14 protein-coding genes and 1 pseudogene are annotated in these 13,806 nt (G+C 35.0%); 6 read left to right on the plus strand and 9 right to left on the minus strand.

Annotation, left to right across the window (positions count from 1 at the left end; translation table 11 throughout):
- Nucleotides 1–85 precede the first annotated feature (85 nt).
- The 5 genes from CQZ94_RS11870 to CQZ94_RS11890 all read right to left on the minus strand — a co-directional run bounded on the left by CQZ94_RS11870 (nucleotide 86) and on the right by CQZ94_RS11890 (nucleotide 3,683).
- Nucleotides 86–784 (minus strand): pirin family protein, encoded by a 699-nt coding sequence (locus CQZ94_RS11870; RefSeq protein ID WP_105585549.1) that lies wholly within the window; start codon nucleotides 782–784, stop codon nucleotides 86–88.
- 49 nt (nucleotides 785–833) lie between these two features.
- Nucleotides 834–1,244, minus strand: a complete 411-nt coding sequence (locus tag CQZ94_RS11875; protein ID WP_105585550.1) for a MarR family winged helix-turn-helix transcriptional regulator — start codon at nucleotides 1,242–1,244, stop codon at nucleotides 834–836.
- A 113-nt stretch (nucleotides 1,245–1,357) separates the two neighbouring features.
- Complete coding sequence (locus CQZ94_RS11880) at nucleotides 1,358–1,792, minus strand: DUF3920 family protein (protein WP_105585551.1); 435 nt, start codon at nucleotides 1,790–1,792, stop codon at nucleotides 1,358–1,360.
- A 193-nt stretch (nucleotides 1,793–1,985) separates the two neighbouring features.
- Nucleotides 1,986–3,185 carry a cation:proton antiporter gene (locus CQZ94_RS11885; RefSeq protein WP_105585552.1) on the minus strand — a complete coding sequence of 400 codons (1,200 nt, stop codon included), beginning with the start codon at nucleotides 3,183–3,185 and terminating at the stop codon, nucleotides 1,986–1,988.
- The gene (locus tag CQZ94_RS11890) at nucleotides 3,186–3,683 is read right to left on the minus strand and encodes a cation:proton antiporter regulatory subunit (RefSeq protein ID WP_002015988.1); all 498 of its coding nucleotides are present in this window, start codon (nucleotides 3,681–3,683) and stop codon (nucleotides 3,186–3,188) included.
- 409 nt (nucleotides 3,684–4,092) lie between these two features.
- Here CQZ94_RS11890 and CQZ94_RS11900 point away from each other — a divergent pair, with 409 nt between their 5' ends.
- The 3 genes from CQZ94_RS11900 to CQZ94_RS11910 all read left to right on the plus strand — a co-directional run bounded on the left by CQZ94_RS11900 (nucleotide 4,093) and on the right by CQZ94_RS11910 (nucleotide 6,907).
- The gene (locus CQZ94_RS11900; RefSeq protein ID WP_105585554.1) at nucleotides 4,093–5,526 is read left to right on the plus strand and encodes an alanine/glycine:cation symporter family protein; all 1,434 of its coding nucleotides are present in this window, start codon (nucleotides 4,093–4,095) and stop codon (nucleotides 5,524–5,526) included.
- A gap of 289 nt (nucleotides 5,527–5,815) precedes the next feature.
- Nucleotides 5,816–6,256 (plus strand): Dps family protein, encoded by a 441-nt coding sequence (locus tag CQZ94_RS11905; RefSeq protein WP_105585555.1) that lies wholly within the window; start codon nucleotides 5,816–5,818, stop codon nucleotides 6,254–6,256.
- Between the two features lie 453 nt (nucleotides 6,257–6,709).
- Nucleotides 6,710–6,907 carry a hypothetical protein gene (locus CQZ94_RS11910; RefSeq protein WP_105585556.1) on the plus strand — a complete coding sequence of 66 codons (198 nt, stop codon included), beginning with the start codon at nucleotides 6,710–6,712 and terminating at the stop codon, nucleotides 6,905–6,907.
- 105 nt (nucleotides 6,908–7,012) lie between these two features.
- Here CQZ94_RS11910 and CQZ94_RS11915 read toward each other — a convergent pair.
- Both CQZ94_RS11915 and CQZ94_RS11920 read right to left on the minus strand, forming a co-directional pair.
- Nucleotides 7,013–7,517, minus strand: a pseudogene (locus CQZ94_RS11915) (DinB family protein).
- 368 nt (nucleotides 7,518–7,885) lie between these two features.
- Entirely contained in the window at nucleotides 7,886–8,464 is a 579-nt protein-coding gene (locus CQZ94_RS11920; protein ID WP_105585557.1) for an LOG family protein, read from the minus strand.
- Between the two features lie 73 nt (nucleotides 8,465–8,537).
- Here CQZ94_RS11920 and CQZ94_RS11925 point away from each other — a divergent pair, with 73 nt between their 5' ends.
- The 3 genes from CQZ94_RS11925 to CQZ94_RS11935 all read left to right on the plus strand — a co-directional run bounded on the left by CQZ94_RS11925 (nucleotide 8,538) and on the right by CQZ94_RS11935 (nucleotide 10,895).
- Nucleotides 8,538–8,861: a MazG nucleotide pyrophosphohydrolase domain-containing protein gene (locus tag CQZ94_RS11925; RefSeq protein WP_000355764.1), complete on the plus strand. Its 324-nt coding sequence runs from the start codon at nucleotides 8,538–8,540 to the stop codon at nucleotides 8,859–8,861.
- A 53-nt stretch (nucleotides 8,862–8,914) separates the two neighbouring features.
- On the plus strand, nucleotides 8,915–9,421 hold the full coding sequence (locus CQZ94_RS11930) for a ferritin (protein ID WP_105585558.1): 507 nt from the start codon (nucleotides 8,915–8,917) through the stop codon (nucleotides 9,419–9,421).
- 301 nt (nucleotides 9,422–9,722) lie between these two features.
- Nucleotides 9,723–10,895: a DUF418 domain-containing protein gene (locus CQZ94_RS11935; protein ID WP_105585559.1), complete on the plus strand. Its 1,173-nt coding sequence runs from the start codon at nucleotides 9,723–9,725 to the stop codon at nucleotides 10,893–10,895.
- 54 nt (nucleotides 10,896–10,949) lie between these two features.
- On the opposite strand, the gene CQZ94_RS11940 is transcribed toward CQZ94_RS11935, so the two are convergent.
- Nucleotides 10,950–12,131, minus strand: coding sequence for a NupC/NupG family nucleoside CNT transporter (locus CQZ94_RS11940; protein WP_105585560.1), 1,182 nt, complete (start codon nucleotides 12,129–12,131; stop codon nucleotides 10,950–10,952).
- A gap of 338 nt (nucleotides 12,132–12,469) precedes the next feature.
- Nucleotides 12,470–13,651, minus strand: a complete 1,182-nt coding sequence (locus CQZ94_RS11945; protein ID WP_105585561.1) for a NupC/NupG family nucleoside CNT transporter — start codon at nucleotides 13,649–13,651, stop codon at nucleotides 12,470–12,472.
- Nucleotides 13,652–13,806: the final 155 nt, after the last annotated feature.

The following is a 13,806-nucleotide window of genomic DNA, read 5'->3' on the forward strand; positions in this document are numbered from 1 at the left end:
ACATCGAAAAACGATGTCCTCTTTCCTATAACTTTTCATTCCGCTATTTATATGTTGGAAAGCCACCACTGATTAAAGCCTCACTTTATTGTATTTTCATTTCAATTGCTAAATAGTGAGACTTCTCTTTCGCTTGAATTTGAATATCTTCTTCTACAGCCTCCGCTGCATCACGCATTACAAGTGTTTCACCGTTTACAACGCTGCTACCTTCAATTTGTACAAGGTACAATTGACGTCCTTCTTTAACAGGAAAATGAATTTCTTTACCAGCTTCTAATGATAAAGAATATAAATTTGCATCTTGATGAATATGAATTGGTGCATCTCCATCAGAAGGAGATACCATATGGAACCACTCATTTTCACGTTTACTCCAATCAAATTTAAACTCACCGTAGTTTGGTTTATGACCATCGCGGTCTGGTAAAATCCAAATTTGCAATAAACGTAATGTTTCACTTCCTAAGTTATGCTCACTGTGAAATACACCAGTACCTGCACTCATATATTGAACATGCCCACGCTCAATTGTCCCTCGGTTCCCCATACTATCTTCATGTGTTAATTCACCATCTATAACGTAAGAGATAATCTCCATATCACGGTGCGGATGCATATCAAAACCAGTTTGTGCCGCTATTAAATCATCATTCATAACACGTACTGCTCCAAAATTCATGTTGTTTGGATTATAATAATTTGCAAAAGAAAAATGAAAATGTGTATTTAACCAACCGTGATTTGCTCTTCCCATATTTTTATGATCAACTTTTCTAAACATATCCTTCACCTCATATTATCTCGAAATCGAGATATTTTTTTGAATTTTATCACTGCAACTTCTTCAGTAATTCTAATAATTGTTTTTGTTCTTTTCTATTTAACTTCTCAAATTGCTCTGCTTGAAATGTTTCTTGCGGTGAGACTATTTCTTCATATAGAACCTTTCCCTTTTCTGTTAATGAAATATATTTCGTGGTACCTTCTTGTTCACGCTGAATCCAATCTAGTTGCTCCATTTTATTTAAAAGTTGAGTAACATTTCCTTTCGTAACAAACAACTTATTTCCAAGCTCCTGCTGCGTTAAACGATCATGTCCTCCAATTTGAACTAATACATCAAACTGAGCGGCAGATACATTCCACTTTTTCAAATGCTGATTCGTCTCACGAATACTTCTATTATAAAAGCGTGATAAACGAAACCATAATAGTAATCCAAGTCTTTCCTCTGCTTTCATTCCATCACCTCGCTCATTTGATACTATTAGTTTAGAACTAAACTTAATAAAGGTCAACTACTTATTTTTCATTAGCAACAAATAAAAGCACAGTGATTTTTCTCCACTATGCTTCAGATTAAATTTCTATTTTTATATTCATCTAGCTTCCTCTCCGCGAAATGCCTCGCATCTTTCTCGATCCATCTTTCTTCGTATAGTTCATTTCCAACATATAGTACATCATTCTTATGCTGCATCGCATGCCTGAATTCATGCAATAGCGTTTTGAGCACTTGTTCATACTCTTCCCACTTACAAATGAAAATTAATTGTTTTTCTTTATGATAAAAACCACCTACCGGGAATAAAAACTCCTCTTCTTCTCCTCCTAATGATAAAAGGACATGATTCGCATCACACGTATCACAAAAAATAACTGGCGTTGTGCTTATTTCAATAAGGGAAAATAAATCATTTCTTAACTTTTTGACATCCCAAGGAAGCTCCGAATCCAACACATACCAATTCTCAACTTGTTGATATACATTTTGAAACTGGAGTTCCATTTCTCAATAATCCCCTTCCCAAACTCCCTTTTCCTATATGTATGCCACAATATGTAAAATATTAAACATATCCTTCTCTAACAAATAACAACAAGTTATTAATTTTCCATAAAAAAGGAATCTATTTAACTATAGATTCCTTCACGATAATACCTTATATAAAATCTGACCTTACACGTCAATTGTTTAAAATTTAGCTATTCTTCATATCCCACTTAAAGATTTTATTTAAAAATTTATATACATTCTTTGACTCTTTCGTTAGAAGCGGACCTAAAATGGATAATATAAGCACATATAGTGCTGAGAATGGTTTCAATACCGCCATTAAACCACCCGCGATACCGATATTAGCCATAATGATTGAGAATTCTCCCCTTGAAACGATTGTTAATCCAATATTTGTTGATGCTTTATGAGATAGTCCAGCTTGTCGTCCTGCAATCATCCCTGCTACAAAGTTTCCAATTATCGTCAGAAGTACAGCACCTAACGTTAACCATATTGCTCCGCCCAATGAGAATGGATCTATACTTAATCCGAAACTGAAGAAGAAAATAGCTCCGAAAAAGTCTCTAAATGGAACAACAAGATGTTCAATTCGATCACTATGCTCTGTCTCAGAGAAAACTAACCCTAAAAGAAGTGCCCCGATTGCTTCTGCAACGTGAATTGTTTCTGAAAAACCAGCAATGAAGAACAACGAAGCAAATACTACAATAATAAAGATTTCATCAGAACTAATATTCAACAATTTATTTAATAACGGCGTAGCCTTTCTAGCTACTACGAAGAATAGAAGCATATATCCTAAAGCAATTCCAATTGAAGTGAGGGCACCTAAGAACGAAGCGTGATCCCCAAGGACTAAGCCAGAAACTACTGATAAATATACAGCAAGGAATATATCTTCAAACATAATAATTCCTAAAATTAATTCGGTTTCATTATTACCAGTTCTTCTTAAATCAACTAACACTTTTGCAACGATAGCACTAGAAGAAATCGTAATAATACCCGCAATAATTAAGATTTCGAGTAACGGGAATCCCATTATAAATCCGTATAATAATCCTAGTGAAAAGTTAATCAAAATATAGATTGTTCCGCCAATCGCGATAGAACGTCCAGATTTAATTAGTTTTTTCATCGAAAACTCTAATCCCAGATAGAAAAGAAGGAACAGAACGCCAATCCTTCCAAGGAAGGATATCACACTTGCACTTTCAATAAATTTGAGATCGATAACACCTATTGTCGGCGCGTGCGGCCCTACTAACATGCCAAGAACGATTAGAAAAGGAATTACTGAGAATTTAAACTTCCCAGCAATTACCGCCGCAATTGCTACTAAAACTAAAGCTGTACCAACTTCAAAAATTAAAGTATCCATCTAGTCAGTCCCCCTGTTCGAAAGTAATTCATTAATAATCTTTTTAATTTCTTCTCTCTCACCAGAAACTACAAGCATATCTCCTTCTTCAATCACCGTGTCTGGCCCTGGATTAAATAGCTTTTTCATGTTCTTTTTCATAACTGCAATTATAGTTACGCTATATGTTTTTCTTATTTCAAGATCACCAATTGTTTTTCCAATTGCTGGCGCTGCATTCTCCACTTTGAACCACTCAATTGCTAAACCTTCAAAGACCATTTCAACATTTTCTAATGCCCTAGGCTTATATACCATTCCACCTAATATTGCTGCAATTTGTCTTGCCTCTGAGTCACGCAATGAAATACTTGATAGACTTTCTTCATGGTCTGAATCAAAATGATACATTTCCCTACGTCCATCATCATGAATAACAATCACCATTTTTTCGTTACCTTTCGTAACGATCTGAAACTTATAACCAATACCCGGAAGTTCGCTTTCTCTTATATTCATACTAGTTCCTCCTCAACAATCTTTATTTAAATTTTCTGTTTTTCTGTCTTTTGTTCATCCAATCAATTTTAGAAATTCTAGCCATTCAGGATACCTGTGATTTGGAAATCTTTTATTGTAATAATAAGTAGCTCCTAGAAAGATACTTGAAGATGTAATGATAAAAAATACATTACTTCTCATCTTTAGACTCTCAAGGCTTACTTTCAATAAAGTTTCTTCTTTCAAATTATCCCCTCTTTCTCGCTTTAAATTTAGTTTTTTAAAATGTAAATAATTCTAAAAATATTACGATGTAACATAATCATAACATAAAACACATTTAAGTAACATCATTTTTTAGAAAAATTGATTCTGGTATATTTTTTGCATATAATTTTCTTATTACGAAAAAAAGGAAGTGTATTATATGGTTGATATCTTTAGCAGATTCCTTGAGGTAACGAATAATATTTTATGGTCATATATTCTTATTGCAATGCTAATCGGCTTCGGTCTTTATTTCTCTTTTAAATTAAAATTTGTCCAAATTACTCATTTCGGTGAGATGGTCAGTTTAATTAGTAAAGGATTCAATCGAAAAGAAAAGAAAAAAGATAGCATCTCCCCGTTCCAAGCATTTTGCTTAAGTGCAGCAGCACGCATCGGTATCGGGAACTTAGCTGGTGTAGCACTCGCAATTTCTATGGGTGGACCTGGTGCAATATTTTGGATGTGGTTTATCGCTATTATCGGTGCAGCTACTAGTTTTGTAGAATGTACTCTCGCACAAATTTATAAAGTAAAAGATGGACGTGGATTCCGTGGTGGCCCTGCTTACTATATGGAAAAAGGTTTAAACAAGCGCTGGATGGGCATTTGGTTTTCACTTCTCATCACAGTTGCATACGGATTAATTTTCAATTCAGTACAAGCAAATACAGTAACAATAGCATTTGAAAATGCTTTTGGACTAGAACGAACTATCGTAGGAGCTGTATTAGCTTTATTAGTTGCTGTTATTATTTTTGGTGGTATTAAAAGCATTTCACGTATTACAGAAATGATTGTTCCTCCAATGGCAATCGTTTATATCGGCGTAGCTGTTTTTGTCGTTATTAAAAACTTCAATATGTTACCAAGCATTTTCCTAGAAATATTTAACGGCGCATTTGGTTTAGACCAAGCCATCGCTGGTGGTATTGGAGCAGCAATCAAGTTCGGAATTCAGCGCGGTTTATTCGCGACAGAAGCAGGTATGGGGAGCTCTCCTAACGCAGCAGCAACATCAGATGTATCTCACCCTGTAAAACAAGGACTCGTTCAAGCATTAGGTGTTTTCATAGATACATTCTTAGTATGTACATCAACAGCATTTATCGTATTATGTTCTGGACTTTATAAAGGATCTAACTTACAAGGAATTGAATTAACACAACAAGCATTAAGTTCTCAAATTGGACCGTGGGCAAGCACTTTCTTAGCGATTATTATTTTCCTATTCGCTTTCAGTTCCTTACTAGGAAACTACTATTATGGTGAAACAAATATCGCATTCATTAAAGAAAGTAAAACATGGTTAATGATTTATCGCGTTGCAGTTGTCGGAATGGTGTTCTTCGGATCAATCGCTGCCCTTCAAACAGTTTGGAGTTTAGCTGATTTCTTTATGGGACTAATGGTATTCACAAACTTAATTGCTATCTCATTCCTTAGCAAATTTGCCTACGCAGCATTAGTAGACTATATAAAGCAAAAGAAACAAGGAAAAGATCCTGTTTTCGTTGCAAGTTCTATCCCTGCCTTAAAGAATACGGAGTGCTGGGATGGACAGGATGCAGAAGAGAATAAACAAGCTGGATAACAACTAAAAGCGGAGGTGACTTGCTCAGAACAGGAGCGAAATGACCGACTGTTCTAGTCACTGGAGCTGAATATCACTTAAAGCGCAAGCGGCTCGTTAAAAACAGGAGCTATATATCAAATAAAAAATCCCTATTACTTCACAGTAATAGGGATTTTTTATTTACAACAGTTCATAATTTGTTCAAATTAATTCCAGCAAAAGGGTTGATTTATATAAATCACTAGATTATAATAATTATAAATTAGTAATTCATATAACATAATAACTCAAGAGGAGATTGATCATAATGAACAAACAAGTAATCGAAGCATTAAACAAACAAGTAGCAAACTGGAGCGTTTTATTTACAAAACTACACAACTTCCATTGGTACGTAAAAGGACCTCAATTCTTCACACTACATGAAAAATTTGAAGAGCTTTACACAGAATCAGCTACTCACATCGATGAAATTGCAGAACGTATTTTAGCAATTGGCGGCAAACCAGTAGCAACAATGAAAGAATACTTAGAACTATCTTCTATTCAAGAAGCAGCTTACGGAGAAACTGCAGAAGGGATGGTCGAAGCAATCATGAAAGACTACGAAATGATGCTAACTGAACTGAAAAAAGGCATGGAAATCGCTCAAAACTCTGACGACGAAATGACATCTGACCTACTACTAGGCATCTACACAGAACTAGAAAAACACGCTTGGATGCTACGTGCGTTCTTGAATCAATAATAGATTTAAAAGCGGAAGCGGCTCGTTCAGAATCGCAGGGCATTGGAGTTCTCGACCTTGAAGCGCTTTTTGCTTCGAGCGAGAGAGCGAAATGACCGGAGATTCTAGCCGCTGGAGCTGGATAGCATTAAAAGCGGAAGCGGCTCGTTCAGAGTCGCTTCTTTTATGTAGTCGTCGCACATCACAATGGTACATAAAATTATATCGGCGATTTTTCAAATTTATCGACCGCAACTCGAATTTCATCACCGATTTTTCATTTTATCGAAGTTCCGACAAAGAATATCGACTTACCGACAAATCACGACAATATTAACACTCCTCTCCTCTACTTTTATCAATATATTACAATCTCATTTATGTTAAAATATAGGAAACACCCTTTAGTAAAATAGATCCAAAAAAGCTTTTCCAAGTTCATCATTTACGACTTAAATGACGGGAGTGGTTCAGTTGAAAGACTACTTAATTAGAGCATTTTTTGCGTTAATAACAGTTGGGATTCTCTTACTTACAGCTAATATTTTCAACATACGTGTCGAGGTTAAAGACTATGCTTTCCTCGTTGTTGTAGCAATTGGTGGCGGCTGGGGTGGCTGGTACCTATATAAAAAACAAAATAACAATAACAATAAAGGCATTCCGAAATAATATGGAGTGCCTTTATTCTATAATACATAATTAAGCTTAAATCACTAATAAAGCAGTCCCAAAAAACATCATACAAACCCATATTCTATGGTAAATAAAAAGAATTCATTTTGAATATAGAAATAGTCCAAAATCTTGCATAACAGAGGTATGACCCATTTGCCGCAACATTGTGGCTATATTCCCACGGTGATATGCTCCGTGGGTAACGACGTGTAGTATTGTTTCAGAAACCGTCGTATCCAGGTGCCCAGCATATGGATTATCAACCTCAAACACTTTTTCATAATCTCGTTGACTACTTAAAAGTTCTTTATATCGTTTAGATAATTCATAAAAACTAGTTTCCATTTCCTCAATATTTTTTTGTTTCCAGCTGTTCTTTCAATTGGTTTGTGTGTACCATTGCATCACTCATGCTTTTACCAGAAATAATCTCGAGCCAGGCTAAATCTGTGAGGTATATGTGAGACATTACTTTTGCCACCGAAGAAAAAACACTCTTAACTTCCTTATGGAAAATGTCTTGCGGTAGTTCTTTTAAGCGATTTAAAATAACTTCATTTGCCCATAAGTGGTAGTTATACATTTTTAATACAGAACGACCCATGCTCATTTCTCCTCCAATTTTCATTTTAATGATTAGATTATGATACATAACTGATTAAAAATTCCCAAAGGATTACATCTATAAAATTCATTCTGATTTCGATTAAAAAAACCTCTATTAACTTCATAAAAAACATTCGCTATCTTCCACAATCTGACCCTTTAATGGAACAATTCTATGTCACTCAATAATTCCTTACTCACCTTTTATTCAGATGTTCTTTTTCTTTAAGTCATAAAAACATACCTCCATCCACTTCTCCCCTTCCATATTTTTATATCTAAATGTCAATATATTTAAACAAATAAAAAACACATGCTTTTTAAAAAAAATTTACATGTGTTTCTATAAATCTCTATAAAATTGTATTATGATAGCTGCTTCCACTTCGTTCCCAAAACAGGACGCTCGTAATTTTGGATTTCATGAATTAATTTATCTGCCGTCTCGGCTGAAACAATCAACTCTTTATTTGATGGATTCATGAACCCTTCATCCGCTGCACGTTCAACCATTTGCAAAATTGGTCCGTAAAAGTCTTTAATGTTTAATAAACCAACTGGCTTATTATGTATACCAATTTGTGACCAACATACAACTTCAAATAGTTCTTCAAACGTTCCGTATCCGCCTGGTAAAGCAATAAAAGCATCTGCAAGCTCTGCCATTTTTGCCTTACGCTCATGCATCGTTTCTACTTCAATTAATTCCGTTAGTCCTGTATGAACGATTTCACTACGGAATAAACCACGCGGCATAACACCTGTTACACGCCCACCTAAACGAAGAACTTCGTTTGCTACTTCTCCCATTAATCCAACGCATGAACCACCGTATACGAGCTCATAGTCGTTTTCAACAAACATTTTTCCTAATTCAATTGCCTGCTCTTTAAATTCTGGTCTCTCCCCTAAATTTGAACCTGCAAACACACAAATCTTTCTCATCCCTACACCCCGAAACTATATATTGTTATGATACAATGAATATTGTACAACATATTGAAGGGATGAGGAAGAAATGGATATCGTCGCATTTCAAAGATGGGTGGAGGAATTTTACGAAAAACGAAGCTGGTCACAGTATAATTCCTTTATTCGCTTAAATTTCTTAACAGAGGAAGTTGGAGAAGTTTCACGCGTTGTTCGCGCAATCGAAATTGGGCGTGATCGTCCTGATGAAAAAGTGAAAACAGAAGAAGAGCTAAAACAAGAACTAAAAGAAGAACTTGGTGATGTACTATCTAACCTTATTATTCTTTCACAAAAATATGATTTAGATTTACAAGACATTATGGAGGCACACGTCACAAAGCTTTCGAAAAGGTTCGAGGTATCCAAATGAGAATATTATCAATTATGGTATAATATTCTTGTCACAATACTAAGGGGGATTTTATGTTATCTAAAAAATTGCACGACGCATTAAACGATCAAATGAACTTTGAATTTTACTCTGCCCATGCTTATATGGCAATGGCTGCTTACTGTACGGCGGAGAGCTATGATGGTTTCGCTAACTTTTTCCTTGTACAAGCTGAAGAAGAACGCTTCCACGCAATGAAGCTTTACAACTACATTAATGACCGCGGTGAGCGCGCTATTATTACTGGATTTGATAATCCAAATAACGAATACGAATCTGTACTGAACGCTTTTGAAATGGCACTTGAGCACGAGCGTGAAGTAACGAAGCGTATTTACAACTTATCTGATATCGCTTGGGATGAGCGTGAGCACGCAACAATTACATTCTTAAAATGGTTCGTTGATGAGCAAGTAGAAGAAGAAGCTTCATTCGATAGCATCATCCAAAAATTAAAACGTATTACAAGCGATTCAAATGCACTATTTATGCTAGATGCTGAATTAGAGAAACGTACATTTACGCCTCCAGCTGAATAATATTTTGATCACCTTAATGAATGTATTAAGGTGATTTTTTATTTTCTCCCTAGCTTAAAATCACTTTAAATTTCCTCATTTTTGACATGGCACTAGTTTTAAAATGGTATTATTTTCAATATAAAGTGAAACTTTAATCCGCGGGGGTTTTGTTCATCCCCCACGGATTATTAGCCTTCACCAATCGGGCGTTTACGAGCAGTTGATCTCCCACCTAACTTCTTTGCTCCCGCCGAATTTTGAGGTGGGAGTCTTACTGCTCGCAAATAGCGGGATAAAATAATATACGAGGAGAGAAAAAATGAATCAGCGTGTAGAAGCTGTTGATGCAATCCGTGGTTTCGCTTTGTTTGGTATTTTACTTGTCAATATGACCTTAATTCAATTTGGATTCTTCGCCAGTGAAAAACCAACTTACATATTTGGAAAACTTGATGAAGGTGCTAATTGGTTTATTCAATTTTTCGGCACCCACAATTTCATGTCCCTATTCTCTTTTTTATTTGGTCTTAGCATTATTTTGTTGCAAAAAAGTATTATTGCGAAAGGAAAAAAATTCTTCCCCACATACATAAGACGTATTATCATTCTTTTACTACTAGGCTACATTCACGGCACCTTTGTTTGGGAGGGAGATATTTTATTTGCCTACGGGATTATCGGGATTTTCTTAATGATGTTCATCAATCGAAAACCGAAAACGTTGCTCATTTGGGCATCTATTTTACTAGCACTCATTATGCTCGCATCTTACCAATCGGAATCAACATCGAACCCCTATGATGATTTCGCACCTTATACCGAAAAGGAACATAAGGTCCATGAGACTGGAAGCTATGTGGATCACGTCAACTTTAGATTGACTGAAAATCCTTTTGATTACATGGGGATTAACGGTGTATTCGGATTAGTTTTCATATCAGTTTTCGCAATAATTTTTATGTCTCCACTTTTCTTACTCGGAATGTATGTGGGGAAAAAGGGCTGGCTATTTGAGGTCGATCAACATATACCTGCTGTCAAAAAAATCTGGCTTATCACTGGGATTTTCTCTTTTACAATTAAAATCTTAGCCATATTCGTGAAACATCCGATTTTAATTATGTTACAAGATAGTCTTACACCAGTAACCATGACCTTCTTTTACGGAAGCACGATTATTTTATTATTCCATTACAAAAAGGTAGCGCGTTTACTAACATACATGGCGAACATGGGAAAAATGTCGGTTAGTAATTACTTAGCGCAATCTATTATCGCAACAACTATTTTTTACGCATATGGATTTGGCTTATACGGTAAAATTGGCTATTTCTTCGGTATTCTTTTAACCATCGGAATTTATACGATTCAACTATTAGTTAGTACCTATTGGCTACAGAAATATCGAATGGGTCCTGTGGAATATATATGGAGACTGGGAACTTATTTGGAGAAACCACAATTTAAAAGAGACTTGGATAAAGCAAGTTAAACAAAAAGTCGTTTATCCCCCGAAGTGAGAGATAAACGACTTCTTTATTATTTATTAAAGCATAACCCCAACGATAATCGCTGATAATATACTTACTAACGTTGCACCGTATACAAGTTTTAATCCGAATGAAGATACAACGTTTGCTTGTTTTCCATCGATACTCTTCGTTGCACCTGCGATAATTCCGATAGATGAGAAGTTCGCAAATGATACAAGGAAAATTGATAAAATACCTACTGTACGAGCTGATAACTCACCAGCTACTTTTCCAAGATCAAGCATCGCAACAAATTCGTTCGTTACTAATTTCGTTGCCATAATTTGTCCTGCTGTTAGCATCTCTGAAGTTGGAATACCCATTATGAATGCTAATGGTGAGAAGATGTATCCTAAAATGCTTTGGAATGTGATTCCGAAAATAGAATCGAACACACCGTTAATTGCTGTAATTAATGCTACGAAACCGATTAACATCGCCGCTACTGTTACAGCGATAGAGAAACCTAGCATAATATATTCGCCTAACATTTCAAAGAATGTTTGTTTCTTATCTTCTTGTAATTCTAAAATGTCATCTTCTTCGTTCACATCATACGGATTAATAATATGAATGATAATAAATCCACTAAATAAGTTTAGTACAAGTGCTGTTACTACATATTTTGGATCAATCATTTTCATATAAGAACCGACGATTGACATCGATACTGTCGACATTGAAGATGCACATAGTGTATATAAACGATTTCTTGGTAATTTGCTTAATTGATCTTTTACTGTAATAAATACTTCACCTTGGCCGACAATTGCCGCCGCTACTGCATTATATGATTCAAGTTTTCCTAAACCGTTAATTTTACTTAATACGAAACCGACTGCACGAATGATAATCGGTAAAACTTTAATATGTTGTAAGATCCCAATTAGTACTGCTAAGAAAATAATTGGTAATAATACTGTTAAGAAGAATGGTGCTTGTCCATCATTTGCTAGACCACCAAATACGAAATTAACCCCTGCTTCCGCAAATTTTAAAATAGCGCCAAATCCATCTGCAATCCCTTTTACTAATACAAATCCGACCTTTGTATTTAGTAAGAAATACGCAAGTACCAATTGAATTACAAGCATAACTGCAATTGGTTTATATTTAATTTTCTTTCGATCTGAACTTATAAGGAACCCTAGTACAAATACTACAAGTAAACCGACTAGAAACATTACTAACTTCATATGTGAATCCTCCACTTCCATGAGTTATCAGTCGTATAACGAATGACGTCCGACCATTGATGTTAAAAAATATGAACCCCTAAAATATTTTGAACTGCCTTCTAAAATCAGTAAGCGTTTACATAAATTGCAATTTATAACAGGTAGTCTCTTCTTCTCTACCGTATTTAACGTCTGAAATGGATACCACCTACAAATCAAATTGTAAGCGTTATCTAATTGAAATGCAATATAAATTTAAAAAGATTTTTATATGTTAATATATTCCTAATTGATTGGTTTTTTTATGTAAATTCACCATGAAAAATAGCCCTAGCTATGAGCTAGGACCACCCTTTTTATAACATAACACCAACGATAATCGCCGATAAAAGACTTACTAATGTCGCACCATATACAAGTCGTAATCCGAATGATGAAACAACGTTTGATTGGTTTTCATCGATCCCTTTCGTTGCACCTGCGATAATTCCGATAGATGAGAAGTTCGCAAATGATACAAGGAATACAGAAAGAATACCGACTGTACGAGCTGATAAATCACCAGCTACTTTTCCTAAATCAAGCATCGCAACAAATTCGTTCGATACTAATTTCGTTGCCATAATTTGTCCCGCCGTTACCATTTCTGATTGCGGGATGCCCATTACGAATGCTAATGGTGAGAAAATATATCCTAAAATAGCTTGGAATGTAATACCGAACACTGAATCAAACAAGCTATTGATTGCTGTAATTAATGCTACGAAACCAAGTAACATTGCTGCTACCGTAATCGCAATCGTGAAACCAAGCATAATATATTCGCTTAACATTTCAAAGAATGACTGTTTTTTCTTATTTTCTAACTTCAGTGTATCTTCTTCTTCCGTAATATCGTACGGATTAATAATATGAATAATAATGAAACCACTAAATAAATTTAATACAAGTGCTGTTACTACATATTTTGGCTCAATCATTTTCATATAAGAACCAACGATCGACATCGATACTGTCGACATGGAAGATGCACATAGTGTATATAAACGATGTTTTGGGATTTTACTTAATTGATCTTTTACTGTAATAAATACTTCTGCTTGCCCAACAATTGCAGCTGCTACTGCATTATATGATTCTAATTTTCCTAAACCATTTACTTTACTTAACAAAGTACCAATAGCACGAATAAGTATCGGTAAAATTTTAAAGTGTTGCAGAATTCCGATTAATACTGCAAAGAATACGATTGGTAATAAAGCTGTTAGGAAGAATGAAACCTCTCCTTTATTAACAAGACCACCAAATACGAAAACGATTCCAGATTCCGCATATCCAAGAAGTGCTCCAAATCCATCTGAAATTCCTTTTACTAAAATATAACCAATTGGCGTATTTAATAAGAAATACGTTAACGCTAGCTGAATAACAAGCATAATCGCGATTGGTTTATACTTAATCTTCTTACGATCAGAACTTATAAGAAAACCGAGTACGAATACAACTAGTAATCCTACAAGAAACATAACAAACTTCATTAATAAAATCCTCCATTTAACTCATCATTAACGTTGAACGTCTGACTACTCAAAACAAGAAATAATCCGAACTTTCCATTTCTCCTCCAAAACCTTCAATCGGATATGAAAAACCATAAAACCTCTTGTTTCAAAGCCATTTTCCATTCTAACAC

Source organism: Bacillus sp. MYb209, assembly GCF_002975175.1.
Classification (GTDB): domain Bacteria; phylum Bacillota; class Bacilli; order Bacillales; family Bacillaceae_G; genus Bacillus_A.

Bases quoted from the DNA above. Each gene is read 5' to 3' on its own strand.
- CQZ94_RS11870 (WP_105585549.1), bottom strand. From the start codon at position 784: ATGTTTAGAAAAGTTGATCATAAAAATATGGGAAGAGCAAATCACGGT.
- CQZ94_RS11875 (WP_105585550.1), bottom strand. From the start codon at position 1,244: ATGAAAGCAGAGGAAAGACTTGGATTACTATTATGGTTTCGTTTATCA.
- CQZ94_RS11880 (WP_105585551.1), bottom strand. From the start codon at position 1,792: ATGGAACTCCAGTTTCAAAATGTATATCAACAAGTTGAGAATTGGTAT.
- CQZ94_RS11885 (WP_105585552.1), bottom strand. From the start codon at position 3,185: ATGGATACTTTAATTTTTGAAGTTGGTACAGCTTTAGTTTTAGTAGCA.
- CQZ94_RS11890 (WP_002015988.1), bottom strand. From the start codon at position 3,683: ATGAATATAAGAGAAAGCGAACTTCCGGGTATTGGTTATAAGTTTCAG.
- CQZ94_RS11900 (WP_105585554.1), top strand. From the start codon at position 4,093: ATGGTTGATATCTTTAGCAGATTCCTTGAGGTAACGAATAATATTTTA.
- CQZ94_RS11905 (WP_105585555.1), top strand. From the start codon at position 5,816: ATGAACAAACAAGTAATCGAAGCATTAAACAAACAAGTAGCAAACTGG.
- CQZ94_RS11920 (WP_105585557.1), bottom strand. From the start codon at position 8,464: ATGAGAAAGATTTGTGTGTTTGCAGGTTCAAATTTAGGGGAGAGACCA.
- CQZ94_RS11925 (WP_000355764.1), top strand. From the start codon at position 8,538: ATGGATATCGTCGCATTTCAAAGATGGGTGGAGGAATTTTACGAAAAA.
- CQZ94_RS11930 (WP_105585558.1), top strand. From the start codon at position 8,915: ATGTTATCTAAAAAATTGCACGACGCATTAAACGATCAAATGAACTTT.
- CQZ94_RS11935 (WP_105585559.1), top strand. From the start codon at position 9,723: ATGAATCAGCGTGTAGAAGCTGTTGATGCAATCCGTGGTTTCGCTTTG.
- CQZ94_RS11940 (WP_105585560.1), bottom strand. From the start codon at position 12,131: ATGAAGTTAGTAATGTTTCTAGTCGGTTTACTTGTAGTATTTGTACTA.
- CQZ94_RS11945 (WP_105585561.1), bottom strand. From the start codon at position 13,651: ATGAAGTTTGTTATGTTTCTTGTAGGATTACTAGTTGTATTCGTACTC.